The organism is Gardnerella vaginalis (assembly GCF_001563665.1).
In the GTDB taxonomy this organism is placed as follows: Bacteria; Actinomycetota; Actinomycetes; order Actinomycetales; family Bifidobacteriaceae; genus Bifidobacterium; species Bifidobacterium vaginale_A.
Map to the genome: position 1 here is coordinate 1 of NZ_KQ961877.1, position 15684 is coordinate 15684.

Here is a 15684-nt window from a genome sequence, read left to right on the forward strand (position 1 = left end):
GAGGTAAGTAATTCCCACACCTCACAAACACAGTAAAATAAAAATCTTGCAATGAGAGAAACTCCTAGAGCGAAGCCACAACAAATAAGATAATTCTGTAAAACAAACTATGAATTTGAAGTAAATACAGCGAAAATCTAATGTAATGGATCTATTGTTTCTTCAATTTGTTTAGCTTCAGAAACATCTGCTTTAGGCACATCGACTTCATGCACGCCATTGATATCGTCAACAGGAATCGAATCAGAATCCAAAGATGCACCTTTTGCAGCATCCGATTCAACATATTTGCGAGGTACAACATACACTGGTCTAGAAGAATGTTGAAGCAAACCTTGGCTAATAGAACCAAGTAACAATCCAGTAAATCCTCCGCGTCCGCGAGAACCTACTACAACAAGATCATGAGTTAAACTTGCTTGAGTCAAAGCTGTTACAGCAGATCCAGGGACAACAGAACAATGAATTTGCAAATCTGGAGTCTTATCTAAAATCGGCTTAACTCGAGCTTCTAGATCATCCATATAGGATTCCATAACTGCAGTATCGCCTTCTGCGCCTTGCACGTAAGGAGCAGCAGAAATCACATCTAACTGGGCATTCCAGCTATAAGCTAAATCTGAAGCAATTTCCAAAGCTTTCAAACCCCATTTAGACTCATCTGAACCAACAGCAATCTTTTGAATAGTATTATTCAAATGTATACGCTGTCCATTGTCATCAGTATATGGAACAACCACAATAGGGCAATACGCATATGCAGGAAGTGAAGAACTCGTAGTGCCAAGCAATCTTTCTGCAAGACCACCTTTACCACGATTTCCAATAACAATCAATTTATAATTTCTTGAAAGCTCAATAAATACAGAAGAAGGATCTCCTGTGACTATAAGAGTTGTTGCATCTACACCTTGCTCTTTAGCAACAGCTTTTGCTTTAGAAAGTATCTCTTGAGCATCTCGATGCGCTAAATTATCATCGCCAATTGCTGAATAAGTTGCATCAAAAGAAACAGCTGCATAGCTTGGTAAAGAATATGCACAAACAATTTGCAATTGTAAACCAGCATGTTTGGCGTAATTCGCTGCCCACCATGCAGCCTTATAACTTGCGTGCGATCCATCAACACCAACAAGAACGGCTTTATCGTTCATAATCACGCCTCCAGTCTTTTGAGCACAACTACATCGTCATGCTTAATTTTATTACTTAAAACAAGAATAGCGCTTTTCAAAGGTCAACGTCAATGCGACACAAAATCAAGCAAGCAAAACATATATTTAAAAACACAACACACGCAAGAAGTAAAGAATAAAAGAAACAATAATAATTCTTGAATCGTTCAAAACTTAAAGTATGCGGCGAATTGAATATGATCCGCGGAAAATCTGCCTGAGCGGAGCATATTGAGTACCATTATTTTGCGCATTAACAATCATGCCATTACCTACATAAATAGCTGCATGACTACTACTAGCAATAATATCCCCAGGATGAGCTTCATCAAGGCTTGCAACCGCTTTACCAACTTGAGCTTGAGCTCTTGCAGTTCGAGGAAGATCTACTCCCATCTTAGAGTAAACATACCCAACAAAACCAGAGCAATCCCAACCAGAAGTAGTTGTGCCACCCCAAACGTAAGGAACTTTCCCAACAAATTGAGCAGCAAAGTTCAACAAAGCTTCACTTGAACGCTCGTCTGGAGGATCTACAGTAAAATATTGCTCTCTACTTGAAGAGGAACGATTGACAGAACCACGATCTGAATTTCTGCTTGCTGCTTCACTATAAGCATTTTGGCGATTTAAAATACGAAGACGCTCAGCATCAGCATTTCTCTCAGCTTCACTTTTTGTTTGTGGAACTTTTAGACTTTCAATTCCACCCCAATGTGAATCAGAATCGACATCAGTAAAAACAGCTTCTGTAAACAAATCACGCTTTACACTGTTGACTTTAGGGAATGAACGAGTAGACGTAACATTAGCATCACTAGAATCAGCAGCAAATGCATTAGCGATTGGAATTATGGCAAGAATAAGCGCGCATGCAACAATCGCAGCATAAACACGTGAATAAAAGCTATTTTTAACCATCTCGAAAATGTTAGCACAAACTTAATACATAATTGATTTACGTACAGTCACCTATTCATACAATCAATAGTTCTCACATAAACATGAACAAATAAAATAGTATGAGCGAGAACAAGAAATATGAGAAAAAATGAGCAAAAATAAGAATATTTAATAGTGAATAAATTGATATTTCGAAATTTCACTAGCTTCAAATTTGCGCGAGAATGTACCTCCATGCAATTTTGCGCCAGACTCCGAAGTTTCAATAGAACCATCGGAATTTACTTTTTCGACTATTGCAACATGACCATAATAACGATCAGAACCAGCTTGACCCGGAGCAAATACCATTATATCTCCCGGATGCCTTGCACTACGATCAACCCAATAGCCAAGAGCACGCGCAGAATTAGCCCACATACGGCCATCTCCCATATGAGAGCCTACAGGTAAGCCTAATTGATGACGGCGCACATACACCCACCACGTGCATTGGCTGAATTCATAAGTATTGCCTTTATCTCCACTATCGTGATTAGGATTAAAGCCTTTTGGCAAATTACTTATATCTGCTTCCATCAATAAAGCAACTTGCGGATTATTTGCAACAGAACGCGATAGCTCTGAAATATCGAAATTAGTATCTGAATTAAGCGACCATTTAGAATTGTGAGAAGAAGCAGTAGAAAGACCATTTAATACAACAGCTCTATTTTCATAAAAACTTGATCTCGTAGAACGAACTCTATTTAGCGCAACGCGATTATAAGATCTAGAAGCAGAATCCGAATTCTTCTCTACAGATGACTGATAAGAATCAGCAGGGACTTCATATGACTTAGAACCAACTAAATAATTAGAAGAGCTATTAACAACGCTAGATGTCATAACAGCGCCAACCAACGCAATCAATGATGCAGAAATAATAGTTCTTTTACGTCTTTCAGTAGCTAAACGTGCTAAACGAATTTCTCGCCTTGTTTGTGGAATAATATCGTGAACGCTATTAGAAACAATTGCGTCATACTCATTCGCAACACTAAGCTCAGGAGTGGAATTTACTTCACAATTTACTCCACAATCAGAGTCAATCTTATAAACATGTGAAGCGGAATGAGATCCATGGCTGGATGCAAAAAGCGATAAAAACGAATCACCACTATGTGAAACTTTCTTAGCGCCATGTGCAGCATGTCTCATAAAAAACCACCCAACAAAAATCAACTAAACACGCAGGAAACGTAATAAAATCCAAAAACACTTCCCGCATTTTTACTCTCCAATCAGTAAGGATACAACGCACTACGGATGACTAGCCACGCCTTATTTTATAAGAAAAAATATAAGACTTTAGAAAAATATAAGACTTTAGCACGTTGTATCATTGCCGTTATGAAATTCGCACCAATTATCAATCCAGATGCGCGAAAAGATACGCCAAAACCATTACGCGTAGATTTACGCACTACATTTGCTATAGGTACGATTATATGGTTTATTACACTAGTTGTTACGCTACCGCTTGCTCTTTTACATGTTATTTCCCTTTTCTTTACATTTGTAAGTGCTATGGGATTTTTTATTGGAATAATATTACTTATTTGGGAGCATTTCGATAGATGGGATTATCGCCGATTAGGCAAATAAAAATCCACATCTTAAACGCACGCACCACACGAGCTACAGCAAACAGCCACGATGCCTATAAGTTTTAGATATTTCTATTAAAAGTCACGACCTACAACCCACAACCAACAGCACACACCTACAACCCACGCACCCACAACCACAACCAACAGCACACATCTCAAACATTTATTAAAAAGCGCTCAAATTTATCTATTCAAATGTGTAAAAAACGTAAATATTTACATTATTATAAAAAATATCGCATTTTGATAAAATATTGTGCAAAAATAATAAGTATGCCAATTGAAGCCACGATAATACTCATGGTGATTGTGTTTGCACTTGTTTGCGCGCCTTTCGTCATCATGATTATTTCTCGTGCCTTAAAGAAGCATCATATGAATGAAACAGTTGCAGCAAGAACTGGCGATTTAGTGCATTACGCATTTATTCTAAATCCTTCTAAACCTCAAGCAGAACAATATCGCAAAACAATAAAAGAATATTGCCAATCTCATGAAATGCAATATGAAATTATTGATACTTTGCTAAACAAAGATGGTAGAGAATGTGCTTTAGAAGCACTTAAACATGGAGCGGATGTAGTAGTAGCAGTCGGCGGAGATGGCACAGTTAGAACAGTTGCGAGCGCAATGAGTGGCACAGAACACGCAATGGGAATTATACCTATTGGAACAGGTAATTTATTCGCAAGAAATATGGGAATTCCTGTAGATGATGCATATGCAGCTCTTCAAGTTGCAACATCACATGGATCGTTGCGCGTAGATATGGGGCGCGTAACGATATTAGATAAACCTTATGAAGATCACGGTCACGCATTTTTAATTATTGCAGGCATAGGATTCGATGCGTTAATGATTGACGACACTAATCCATCACTAAAAAAGAACATAAGTTGGCTCGCATACTTCGTATCAGGTGTAAAACACTTATTTGCACCAAAATATAAAGGAAATGTGATTTTTACACAAATAGATGGAACTAAAAGCAGCAAAAAAGAAATATCATTCCGCACACTAATGTCTGGAAATTGTGGGCAGATTCCTATGTTCTCGCTTATGCCAGAAGCTTCATACGATGATGGAATACTTGATTTTGAGATTATTGATACTACTGGCGGATTGATTGGATGGGCTAATTTATTTGGTGATGTAGTGCATCAAACACTTACTGGAAAAGCTCAACAAAGTCCACTTTCAACAAACTCTAAAATAGAACAACTTCAAGGTTTAGAAGCTGAAGTATTGCTAGAAAGATCCGCTCCTGTACAAGTAGACGGAGATATTCTAGGATACACAAAACACTTGCGTTTTAGCGTTGATAAACAAGCACTATGCGTGCGAGTACCAGAAAGCTTAGAGTCTTCTGTAAGCCAAAATACCACCGCCGTGGCAAAATAAAAAATTATGGTAGCAAAAAATGCGGGTATGCCCGCCACCCCAGAAGATCTAGTCAACGTCGATGCTTTAATCGGCGCATACTATGATGAAGTTCCAAATTCAAATATTCCAGAACAGCGCGTGATTTTCGGCACTTCCGGTCACCGTGGTTCAGCTTTGAAAACTTCGTTTAACGAAGCTCACATTGTTGCAATCACGCAAGCAATTGCCGAATATCGTAAGAAAGCTGGCGTAACTGGACCTCTTTATATTGGTCGCGATACGCATGCTCTTTCTGAGCCTGCTCAAAAGACAGCTATTGAGGTTTTAGTTGCTAACGGCGTTCACGTTCGTGTGGACTCGCGTGGCGACTTCGTGCCAACTCCTGTTGTGTCACAAGCAATTTTGACGCATAATCGCGCAGCAGATGGCACTCAACGTTTCAGCGGTGAAGGTTTAGCTGATGGCATTGTTGTAACTCCTTCACACAATCCTCCAACTGACGGCGGTTTTAAGTACGATCCTGTAACAGGAGGACCTGCTCCTGCAGACGTAACTAACGCAATCGCAGCTCGCGCAAACGAATTACTTGACAACTACAAGTCAGTAAAGCGCGTGCCTTTCGAGGAAGCAATCAAATCTGATTTAGTAGAAGGCTTCGATTACCGCGAACACTATGTAAGTGATTTAGCAAACGTAATTGATTTCGATGTGATTCGATCTAGTGGCGTACGTTTGGGAATCGACCCACTTGGTGGAGCAAGCGTAAACTACTGGCCACTTATGAACGAAAAGTATGGATTGAATATTGGCGTTGTTCGTCCAGAAGTTGATCCAACTTGGCGATTCATGACAATTGACCACGATGGTAAGATTCGAATGGATCCAAGCTCCCCTTACGCAATGAAAGGCTTAGTTGATCAGCTTAACGCTGGCGCTTGGGATAAGTATGATCTAGTTGGTGGAACAGATCCTGATGCAGATCGACATGGAATTGTGTGCCCTAACTGGGGAGTTATGAACCCAAATCATTACATTGCTGTGTGCGTTGAATACTTGTTCGGTGGTGCTCGTCCAAATTGGCCAAAGAATACTGCAATCGGAAAGACGCTTGTATCTTCTTCTTTGATTGATCGCGTAGCTGCATCTATTAACGCAAAACTTGTGGAAGTACCAGTTGGATTCAAGTGGTTCGTTGATCCACTCTTTAGCGGAGAAGTTGCTTTCGGCGGAGAAGAAAGCTCCGGAATGAGCTTCCTTCGCAAAGATGGTCGCGTTTGGACTACTGATAAAGATGGATTGATTCCAGACTTGCTCGCAGCTGAAATTACTGCAAAGACAGGCAAGAACCCAGCTCAACTTCACCAAGATCAGGTTGCTCGCTTTGGCGAAAGCTGGTATAAGCGCGTGGATACTCCAACTACTCTTGAGCAGAAGCAGAAGTTCGCTAGCTTGAGCGGAAACGATGTTGAAGCTTCTAAGCTTGCTGGCGAAGATATTACAGCAAAACTTACAGAAGCTCCTGGAAACGGTGCTAAGATTGGCGGTTTGAAGGTTACTACCAAGAATAATTGGTTCGCTGCTCGCCCATCTGGAACTGAAAACATTTACAAAGTTTACGCTGAGTCATTTGTTTCTCCAGAAGCTCTAGACAAAGTTCTTGAAGAAGCTACTGCTGTAGTAGATAAAGCTTTAGCTTAAAATAACTTATAAATTTGAATTAAGACTTGCGCTGGAATTAAATCTATTATTCTAACGCAAGTCTTATTTTTAATATCTTGCAATGCAAACTTTCACAAGCACACAAAACTACACAAGCAATTAAAATTATTTACGATCACGAAAATACGTTATAGCTTTAATTGCTTCAAGAAACTACTACTTCTAATAGTTTCTTAAAGAAGAGCTGCAATGCTTGATCAAAGCGCGTGAGAATCCGCGAGAGCTAAACACTGATCCAAACCATCCGCGCTTTCCAAACGCGCCTGATGCAAAGAATAGAGCTAACAACACGCCAAACAACAAAGTGAACCATATTGCAGCTTTACCGCCACTAAATGGAAGAGCAATTGGTTTAACGTTTATACCGCCGAGTTGTATGTAACCAAGTATTGCAGATTTATCATCTTTACTAGCATCATAGCCTTCGCTCTTATTGCCAACCGAATCCTCAGTTTGAGCATACACAGCGTATATTGCAGTTTTGCCATTTTGTGCTAATAACTTCTTAAGTTCATCGGTATCAACACTTCCGTCAGCTTTAGTGATAGTCCACTCAGGATTCTGCGGATTCCCGCCATTTAGCCTACGAACGTACACCTTAAGCTTGTTCTTAACTGTTGCGCGCGTATCGTAGTCGTCATAAGCGTCTATGAATCTCTTCTTATCTCCATCTTTAGAAACACTAGAGTCAGAATGCTCATTCTTCTCGCCTTTAAGAACAGTATTGAGAGTAAAGTCAATGTTATCCACGTCAACACCGTAAGGGTTCGTAACACTAGTTCCTTCAAGCGCGCCAGCTGCTTTAACTGTTGGCTTAACGTTGTCTGTTGCAACCAAGTACACAGGCATTACAGCTTCGTCAACACTATCGTTCGCGTCTTGCTTTGCGTGGTCGCTTCCTTCAGATTCGCGTCCGCGAGCATCGTAAATCGTCTTATCTACCCAGCTCACACCAAGGGACATAATAAGCCTGTTATCCAAGCGATTTCGCCCGTCACTGCCCGTAGACTCAAAAATCTTATTCGTGTCAGTAAGCTTAAAGCTACGGTCGATTGCTCCAGAGCTACCCCAGCGAGGTTTGCCAGCAAAATCAGTTACTTTACGACTAGAAGCATTATCTTCAGCAGTTTCGCCGCAAACCTGCTTGCCGTCTACTTTTCTACACACGTTAATATGTGAGAATCCGCCGCCGTTGTGACCATTTTTATCTGTAATATCCTGCATATCAATAATGTTTATGAAGGACGTCTTTTCTGAGCTTTCCGACAGAGTATACATCATGTTGCCATTTATTGCGTTAAGACCGTCAGTACGAGTCGTTTCTGCAATAACTTTATCGTTACCTTTTATTTCAGCTCGTAGCGAAGGCTGGCAATCCGCAAATGGCAAAGGTGTTTTACCATCTAAGCCTTTGCACTCATCATCTGGATGCAACTTCTTATTTAGCTTAAGATTTACTACTGATTGCAAATCGTTAAAATTAACTGGAGTTTTGTCCGAAAGATTGTAAACGTAGAACAGCGACTTTTTATCCGGAGATAGAACAAGACCAGGATCATCCGGTCTACCTTCAATCTTAGGCGCTTTAGACCTATCTTGAGTTCCATCACGATTCATAGGCACGTCTACAACGTAATCTGCAGCACCGTTTCCTAAGCCATCGTCATCCTGACCTTTGTTAGTGTTTCCACCACCGTCGCTATTGATTCCATCAACAGAGCGCAATCGCACAAATCGCGTAACTTGATTATCTCGAGGAAGTGGCACAAGCACGCGGCTTCGCCAACCACTAGTAAACACAACCAAATCTTGCTTTTCTTGAGGTATAGATCCATAGCTAGGAGTTACTTCAGGCTTTTTATAAATCTCATGATCTTGCTCATCTTTTTGCCTGTAGTCATACTCTCTAAATGTCACCATAGTCTTGCCAGCGCCTAGCTTTATGTCATCATTTGTGACGACTTCGCTATCGTTACTAAGCCACTTTCCTATGTTGTGGTTTTCTTTAGTGAGCTCTAGTCGTATTGCTCGCTGCTCAGGATTACTAAGCAGCATTGGGTGCACTTGCACAATACGTCTTCGCATAGAAACATCGAAGTACACGCAGTCGGAAGGCTTTGATTTCCAATCGCTTGGCTTAACATCATCCGGCCTGCACACTTCGTCTGTTCTCTCTTTTGCTATTTCCATTGGAAGAACGTCAAGCGTGTCTTCATTAGCATCGGAAGCTCTATTTTTTGAAGACGAACGCGAGCTAGAACGATTACTTGCACCAGCAGGCTCAACTAAAGCCGCACGAGTACTCTTATTCCTATTCCCGTTCCTCACATCTGAATTTTCTACGAGTTCTTCAATGCTTTTAACACCAGGCATCCACGTCCATGGTCCAATATCTCTTCGCGCACGCGCTCTAACCACGCTTCCAGGAGCTAACTTGCCTCTCTTGAAAAGAACAACAGCGTTACCGTTTTCATTTTTAATCTCAACTTCATCTGAAGAAGGCTTATTTTCACTATCATCACAATATCTCCAATTATTGTTACCAAACCAGCAAACAGAAAGCGTTTTTCCAATACTGAGCTTATCTTCAGTTACAGCATTATCAGCGCTGTTATTAGGATTGTAGTAGACTACCATTCGCTTAGAATATTGAGGCGATGTTACTTTAACAACATTATTTCTGCGAGCGTTTGTAACAGCTTGGCCATTCCTCTTAACGTAACTGTCGTTGCCATTAAGCCAAAGATTGTCTGAATTTGCAGGCTGATCGTTGTTTTCGCCATCATAGTAGGCAACAACGCTTGGACTTTCCATTTTCGTCCACTTAGTTTTAAAGCAGCCCACAGCAGTTTCTTCGCTTTCGTTTCCAACGGAATCCGAAGTTTTAGCAAACATCCTAAAGGTGGTTGGCTTTGCGGGATCAGGATTTTGCAAATCCGTGCTTCTGTAACGCTCAATAAATCGGCGTATTAAATATTTATCTTCATAGCCATCGCGCACAAAACGTATTCTAGGAGTTCTACCTTTAGAATCTTTTACGCCGTCTGCTTCAATATCTATTTGCAAATTGCCTAAAAGCGCTTTACTTGATTGACCTGTATCAACTTTTAGCCACTTACGCCAATTAATCTTTACGTCAATTTGACCAGTCGGCGTATATGCATTAAAGTCATCCTCCAGCTTCAAATTTTCAGGCAAAAGCAATGTACCAGTATCCGTGCGATACCAATCGTTTTTCTCTAAATCAATTAAATCGTCATCGATTGGAGTACAATCCTTTTTGCCTTGACCTGGGAGCATGCAGATGCCGTGAATATTCCAAGCTTTATTTTTTTCAGGGTAGCTTTTACCGCTAATAGTTGGCTTTTGACCATCCACAGGCACAAACCACACGTTAATTACGTTTGTTGTGGTATTTTGGTCACCATTTACGCGGAATGTAAGATCGTTCACAATCGAGCCATTGTGTACGTACAGTTGCGCATGCATGAACGGTCGCTTAGCGAAATACCTTTTTGCATGCTGTTCCTGATTTTCTCGTTCACTACCTTTCAAAGTTGGCACATCATCATAGTCGTTTACATACCTTACTCTCCTATTTTCAAGTATGACTCCGTGCTTTATGCCGTCTTTAGTGTCAGCATCCGTGTCACCAATATCCAAGCCATCCGCTTGACCGTTGACATTTGCTCCTCCAGGCATGAGGAAATGCTTGTGAATTGCGTATGTACTATGCTTTTCGCCTTGGTTTATTCTGTCTGTAATAGAAACTTCATTACCTGTTTCAACGTACTCCCCTTTGCCATTCTTTTTAAGCTCCATGTTGACGTTTACATCGTCTGCAAAAGAACCCTTACGACCAGACTCAGATACAGAATCGTACTTTACTAAATCGAGAACGTTCTCCCACTGGCACTTTCCAAGATTGTCAGAATAAGCTAATTTACAAGTTCCATCATTAGGAGCATAACCGTACCAATTACCGCGATCAGGAAGATCACCATCCCAACCACCGTTGCCTCCAGGGCCATATAAAATGTCGTGCTTATTTTTAGAACCGTCAAGGTATTTGAGAGATGGTTGCGGCTTATTTGTTGGGTCTGGAATTACAGGCGTTCCTTTAATCAAATCCAATACAGCGTTCGTATTAAGCCTTTTTTGCGTGTTAATATCCCACTTATACACTAAATACTCGTTGCCAAAGTCTTTATCTCCGTACCACTTAAGACCAGGGTCAGAGTCTCTTCCACTAACCTTTGTGCTTTTAAGATCCCACTTGTAATCTTTTCGCATATTCACATATCGTGTAACTTCATGCGTAGCAGGATTTAGAACAGTTTCATCCTTTGCTTCCAGCTTATCTATAGTGAGATTCTTCTTAGAATGCTTCATATTGGAAGCAGTTTCAGCTGTAGGGAAATCGTCATGAGATATACGCTTAGGACTAATATCCAAGCACAACTTCCATTGCAAATCATTCTTGTGGTTATTATCCGCCTTGCAAGAGTACTGATTCTTCGATTCACCGTATGCGTAAGTAAATGAGTTAGAAGCATCATAGCGGTTGTAAGTATCGTACTTGTCTTCGCCCTTAATACCGATTTCTTCCTTGCGATATCCGAAAATTCGCTCATTCTTATTGTCGTGACGCATCCAAGTAAGCAAAGCTCCGGTTTCAGAATCGTTTAATTCAAATGGGCTTACTTGCACTAAGCCGTTTGGCCAAGTAATATCGAGCGGAAGCGGATCGGACTCTTCGTGATCCTTGTAGTGATCCGCATAATCTCCAATAATAGGCCACAAATTATTTTGACTCTTATTTGGAGTATTTTCCGCTACAGAGTATGCGTCCACATAAATTCTGGAACCAATTTCCGCAAAGTATTCTGGAATCTCAATATTTCCTGTTGCAGGATCAAAAGTGATTTCGCAACTGTCGCCATCTTTAGCAGTGCAGCCCTTGAAGTGCTTATCGAGATCAGATGTAATTACACGCTTTGAATATTTCTCACGCAATTGATCGTCAGATGTATGAGCCCTATCGTCATCAGCAGCCGCCCTAGAAGCATCTGCTCCAGCAGCTAAATTCTTACCCTTATAAGTATTAACCTGCTCCCAACGATCAGTATTTCCATGCCGCTGAATAATAATGCCATAGCAGCTGCCATCCGTAGGGCACTTTTCGTCAAAGCTCAAATCTTTGCCATGGGATTTATCCTTAGTTTCCGCAGGACCATCTTTACCGCGCGGCCAAATTCTCACCATAATTGAACGCACACGCTTATCTTCATCCCAAGGATTCACGCGCCCAACATAATGGCCATTCCTCTTCTTATCCCACCAAACGTTTGGCAAACCGTAGCCAGGAGATACAATAATCAGCCTAATCTTCTTTATTACAGAATTTCCAACTTCATCCCAGCCGTGGAATATTAAATCGTGCACACCTCTATCTGCAACGTCAACTTGAGGCGAACCACCATTAGAGCCGTTGAATTTATCGTTAATAACCCAGCCCTCTTTGTCTGTCTCAGTATTCGGCATACCGTTATCGTGCACAAAATCGTCATAACTTATTGTAGTAAAGTTACCGCATCCATTTTTAGCACAATCTTTGCCAGACTTACTCTTGGTTATCATTTCGAAGTCGTTGTAGAAATCCTTACCAACATACTTCTTGATTTCTGCATTGTACTTACTCTGATCATCGTTTTTACCATTGACGCCAAGCATAATCTTCCTGTCGTCATGGCCTTTAACCCAGAACTTAATCCTGCTCTTAGTTGCAATCTTCAAACCATCAGCAGGCACAGTCATAGGCTTACCGTTATTAACGCTAACTTTTACATCCAACGTTGGCTTCTCGTAATCAACGTACGGGAACACAACAGGTATAACAGTAGTTGAATCGTCCCAGAAAGTAATCTTTAAATATTTTACAAACACGTAATTTGGCAAAACTTCAGGACTTTTACCATCCTGCAACTGTGCACTGTAACCATTACGCATCCACGTTCGATATAAACCACTAGCTTTATCTTTAGCCTTATTTATAAGCTTTTCAGGCACAGGATCACCCTGCTTTGAGCCTTTAGGAGCATAGTAAATATACCAAACGTTACGCGCAGTTGATTGTTGAGGCTTAGGCCAGCATTCAGGAATATTAGAGTCGCGGTCAGCGCTATCTCGGTCACCGCTATCCCTATCACCGCCATCTCTATTCGCATAATTTGCAGAGCGATCGCCATTAGAAGCAGACCTATTAGACTCATCAGTTTCATCTTTAAAATCGTCAAGAATCTTAGAATGAGCGCAACGGTTTGAAACGGTTACAATAGGAACTTTAACAGCAATCTTAGTTTCAGCATCCTTAAGAGTGTTCGACATAAGCTTATCTCCCCACTTATCCGTCCACTCAGCTTTGTATACAGCGTTATCTTTTATTGCATCGTTTGCGCCATTATCTTTACTTCCTTCATAGGTTCTATCAAGTGGATACGTATCTTTTACTGAACCGTACTTGAACTGGTTACCCATGAGATCGCTATTAAGCACGTCTGTGTAAAGGTTAGGATCAAAAGACTTCACCTGATCATACAAACGACCCTTATTGTTTTCGAAATTAACAAATCCCTTATTTTCACTACCAGAATTAAGCACAATCGGATTCGGAAGAGGCTTATCGTAAGAATAATACGTAGGAGTTTTGTCGTCTTTATTCCACTCTTCAGTTTGCAAAGGCTTAAACACATCTGCTTGCGTAATAATTCTGTACCACAAATCCTGCGTTTCGCTGATTTGATAGTAATCGTTACGATACTTCAGCTGAAGTTTATGCCTTCCAGGAGTTGAATCCTTAGTATTATGATCGTCCACACCCGGGTAGCGGAACCACTGATTACCACGCGCATAATTGTTATTTGGAGAATAAAAATCAGGAAGTAAACGAATATCTTTAGTCTCTTGAATACCTGGAGAACTTGCCAAAGCCCTGTTAATTAAAGGATTGCCATTCTCATCTTCAAGCAACATACTTGAAATCTCCATCTTACAATTCTCATTAACCTTACCAGAGGAATCAAGGCATATACCGTAGCGAGAAATGTACTTACCATTATTTCCGTAAGTTGAAGGATCATCATCACCATCAAGTGGGAATTCACCATCTTTATTCAAACCAGGGCCGAATGGTCCTAAACCAGTACCCTTAAGGAAGTGAAGACGCGGGCTCTGCACATCCATAATTCTTGGCACACCATACCACTGCTCGTACAACGAAGTGTAACGATACGACTTACTAAAACGACCTGCTGCTTTCAGCGAGTAAATGCTACTCCAAGCGCCAAATGGATCAGTCTTACCATACGTTAAAGAAGGAGAAGTTGCACCAAAATAAGATCCTGCACCATAGAAGAACGAATCATTCTCATGGCCTCTAGCAGTAGTGGTAGTGAAATGAATCTTGTAAGTGTATGGAATAAAATCACCGTTTTTAAGCTTGTTGGTGAAAAGGAATATTTTAGTCTTTTTTGTGCCACGAATAGCTTTATAAAGATTGTCAATCAGCTTCACATACGCAGGGCTATAACCTCTTGAATACGCTCCTTCAAGTTTAGGAGCAAGCTGGTGGTCACCACCAGAAGGGAAAGCGTAATTCGTGCTGTGCATGCAGTCAAGAGCATAGCCGTCGTTACATGTGCCTATGAAGTTGCCGTTCTTCTTGTAGTTTTCTTCCTGATTTCCACCTTCGCCAATTTGAGGAGTGTTAACAATATGTGAGTGACCATTGTTGCCACGTATCTGATCATTCGACTTAATCCAAGCATCTTCTATGGTTTCACTAGGCAAAACATCGCCACCGGTAGTTTCAATGCTGCACAAACCATTAGGATTATCCCAAGAGAATGAGCAAGTTTCACGAGGAGGAACGTAAGACGGATCTTCAGGCTTTTTCTGATTCTTTAAATCTTCATTATGCTTCTTCTTTAAATAAAGAGCAGAACGTTCCCTACCCGTGTACAATACGCGCTGAATATACTGCCTTCCTCCTTCGCTACCCTTGTCTAGAATCTGATTTTCTGGAACTGTGAAGTAATTTAGCGCATCTGCAGCACCATGCGTACGACCTCCAGCATTAAAAATAACATCCCACACAAAGCCACCGCCGGAAGCCTTAGGTGTGCGCTTTACGAACACGAAGTCTGCAACATCATCCAAAGGTGTTTTATTGGTATCAATGCCTCGTCCTGCATCATCGTAAGCAAGATTACGAAGACGCTTAACAATATACGTACCCTTAGGGTAAGGCGTGAAGTAAGTTTCAGCATAATGATTAGATCCGGAAGGATCTTCAGGAACTGGACCATTCTTATAGTATCCACGATTACGCTCAAAAGCGCCACCTTGCCTATATCCTATACCATTAACATCCAAATCGTGTCCGTTAGTAGCGCGCAAACCAGCGCCATCACCTTTAGTAGTGAAGCATTCACCTAAAGCGTAATCCTTATTGCAACCAGGAGTGTAAGGCGGGTAAGAATCGCGATCATCGCTGCGATTTTGCGCTGCGCGATTTTGTGATTGCGCATCTAAATTACTTAATCTAGATATGGCGTTAAAAGGATTGCTCGTATTTTTAAGATTGAAAAGATTAGAACCAAAACTATCTTTAACAAATCTATTAGCAATAGACGCTTTTGTAAAAGGATTATTTGAATTTGCGCTTAAGTTTGATGCAGCTAATTGTAAGGAACGCAACGCGTTAGATACAGCGTTTGAACTATCGGAGGAATCGGAACTATCGGAAGAATCAGACGAACTAGACGCACTAGTTTTAGAATCGTTTGCTTTAG

Annotated in this window: 7 protein-coding genes; 3 read left to right on the forward strand and 4 right to left on the reverse strand. The window is 40.9% G+C overall.

Going from position 1 to position 15684, the window contains the following annotated elements; translation table 11 throughout:
* Window positions 1–137: 137 nt before the first annotated feature.
* The 3 genes from HMPREF3230_RS05905 to HMPREF3230_RS05915 all read right to left on the reverse strand — a co-directional run bounded on the left by HMPREF3230_RS05905 (window position 138) and on the right by HMPREF3230_RS05915 (window position 3278).
* On the reverse strand, window positions 138–1157 hold the full coding sequence (locus HMPREF3230_RS05905) for a universal stress protein (protein WP_075524040.1): 1020 nt from the start codon (window positions 1155–1157) through the stop codon (window positions 138–140).
* 192 nt (window positions 1158–1349) lie between these two features.
* The gene (locus HMPREF3230_RS05910; RefSeq protein ID WP_075524004.1) at window positions 1350–2096 is read right to left on the reverse strand and encodes a C40 family peptidase; all 747 of its coding nucleotides are present in this window, start codon (window positions 2094–2096) and stop codon (window positions 1350–1352) included.
* A 150-nt stretch (window positions 2097–2246) separates the two neighbouring features.
* Window positions 2247–3278: a CHAP domain-containing protein gene (locus tag HMPREF3230_RS05915; protein WP_075524005.1), complete on the reverse strand. Its 1032-nt coding sequence runs from the start codon at window positions 3276–3278 to the stop codon at window positions 2247–2249.
* 192 nt (window positions 3279–3470) lie between these two features.
* On the opposite strand from HMPREF3230_RS05915, the gene HMPREF3230_RS05920 reads away from it, so the two are divergent.
* From HMPREF3230_RS05920 to pgm, 3 genes are all read left to right on the forward strand, one after another.
* Window positions 3471–3725, forward strand: a complete 255-nt coding sequence (locus HMPREF3230_RS05920; RefSeq protein ID WP_075524041.1) for a hypothetical protein — start codon at window positions 3471–3473, stop codon at window positions 3723–3725.
* Window positions 3726–4003: 278 nt separating this feature from the next.
* Window positions 4004–5131, forward strand: coding sequence for a diacylglycerol/lipid kinase family protein (locus HMPREF3230_RS05925; protein WP_075524042.1), 1128 nt, complete (start codon window positions 4004–4006; stop codon window positions 5129–5131).
* 6 nt (window positions 5132–5137) lie between these two features.
* Complete coding sequence (gene pgm / locus HMPREF3230_RS05930) at window positions 5138–6811, forward strand: phosphoglucomutase (alpha-D-glucose-1,6-bisphosphate-dependent) (protein ID WP_075524006.1); 1674 nt, start codon at window positions 5138–5140, stop codon at window positions 6809–6811.
* 183 nt (window positions 6812–6994) lie between these two features.
* Here pgm and HMPREF3230_RS05935 read toward each other — a convergent pair whose 3' ends face one another.
* Window positions 6995–15589, reverse strand: a complete 8595-nt coding sequence (locus tag HMPREF3230_RS05935) for a hypothetical protein (RefSeq protein ID WP_155642931.1) — start codon at window positions 15587–15589, stop codon at window positions 6995–6997.
* Window positions 15590–15684: the final 95 nt, after the last annotated feature.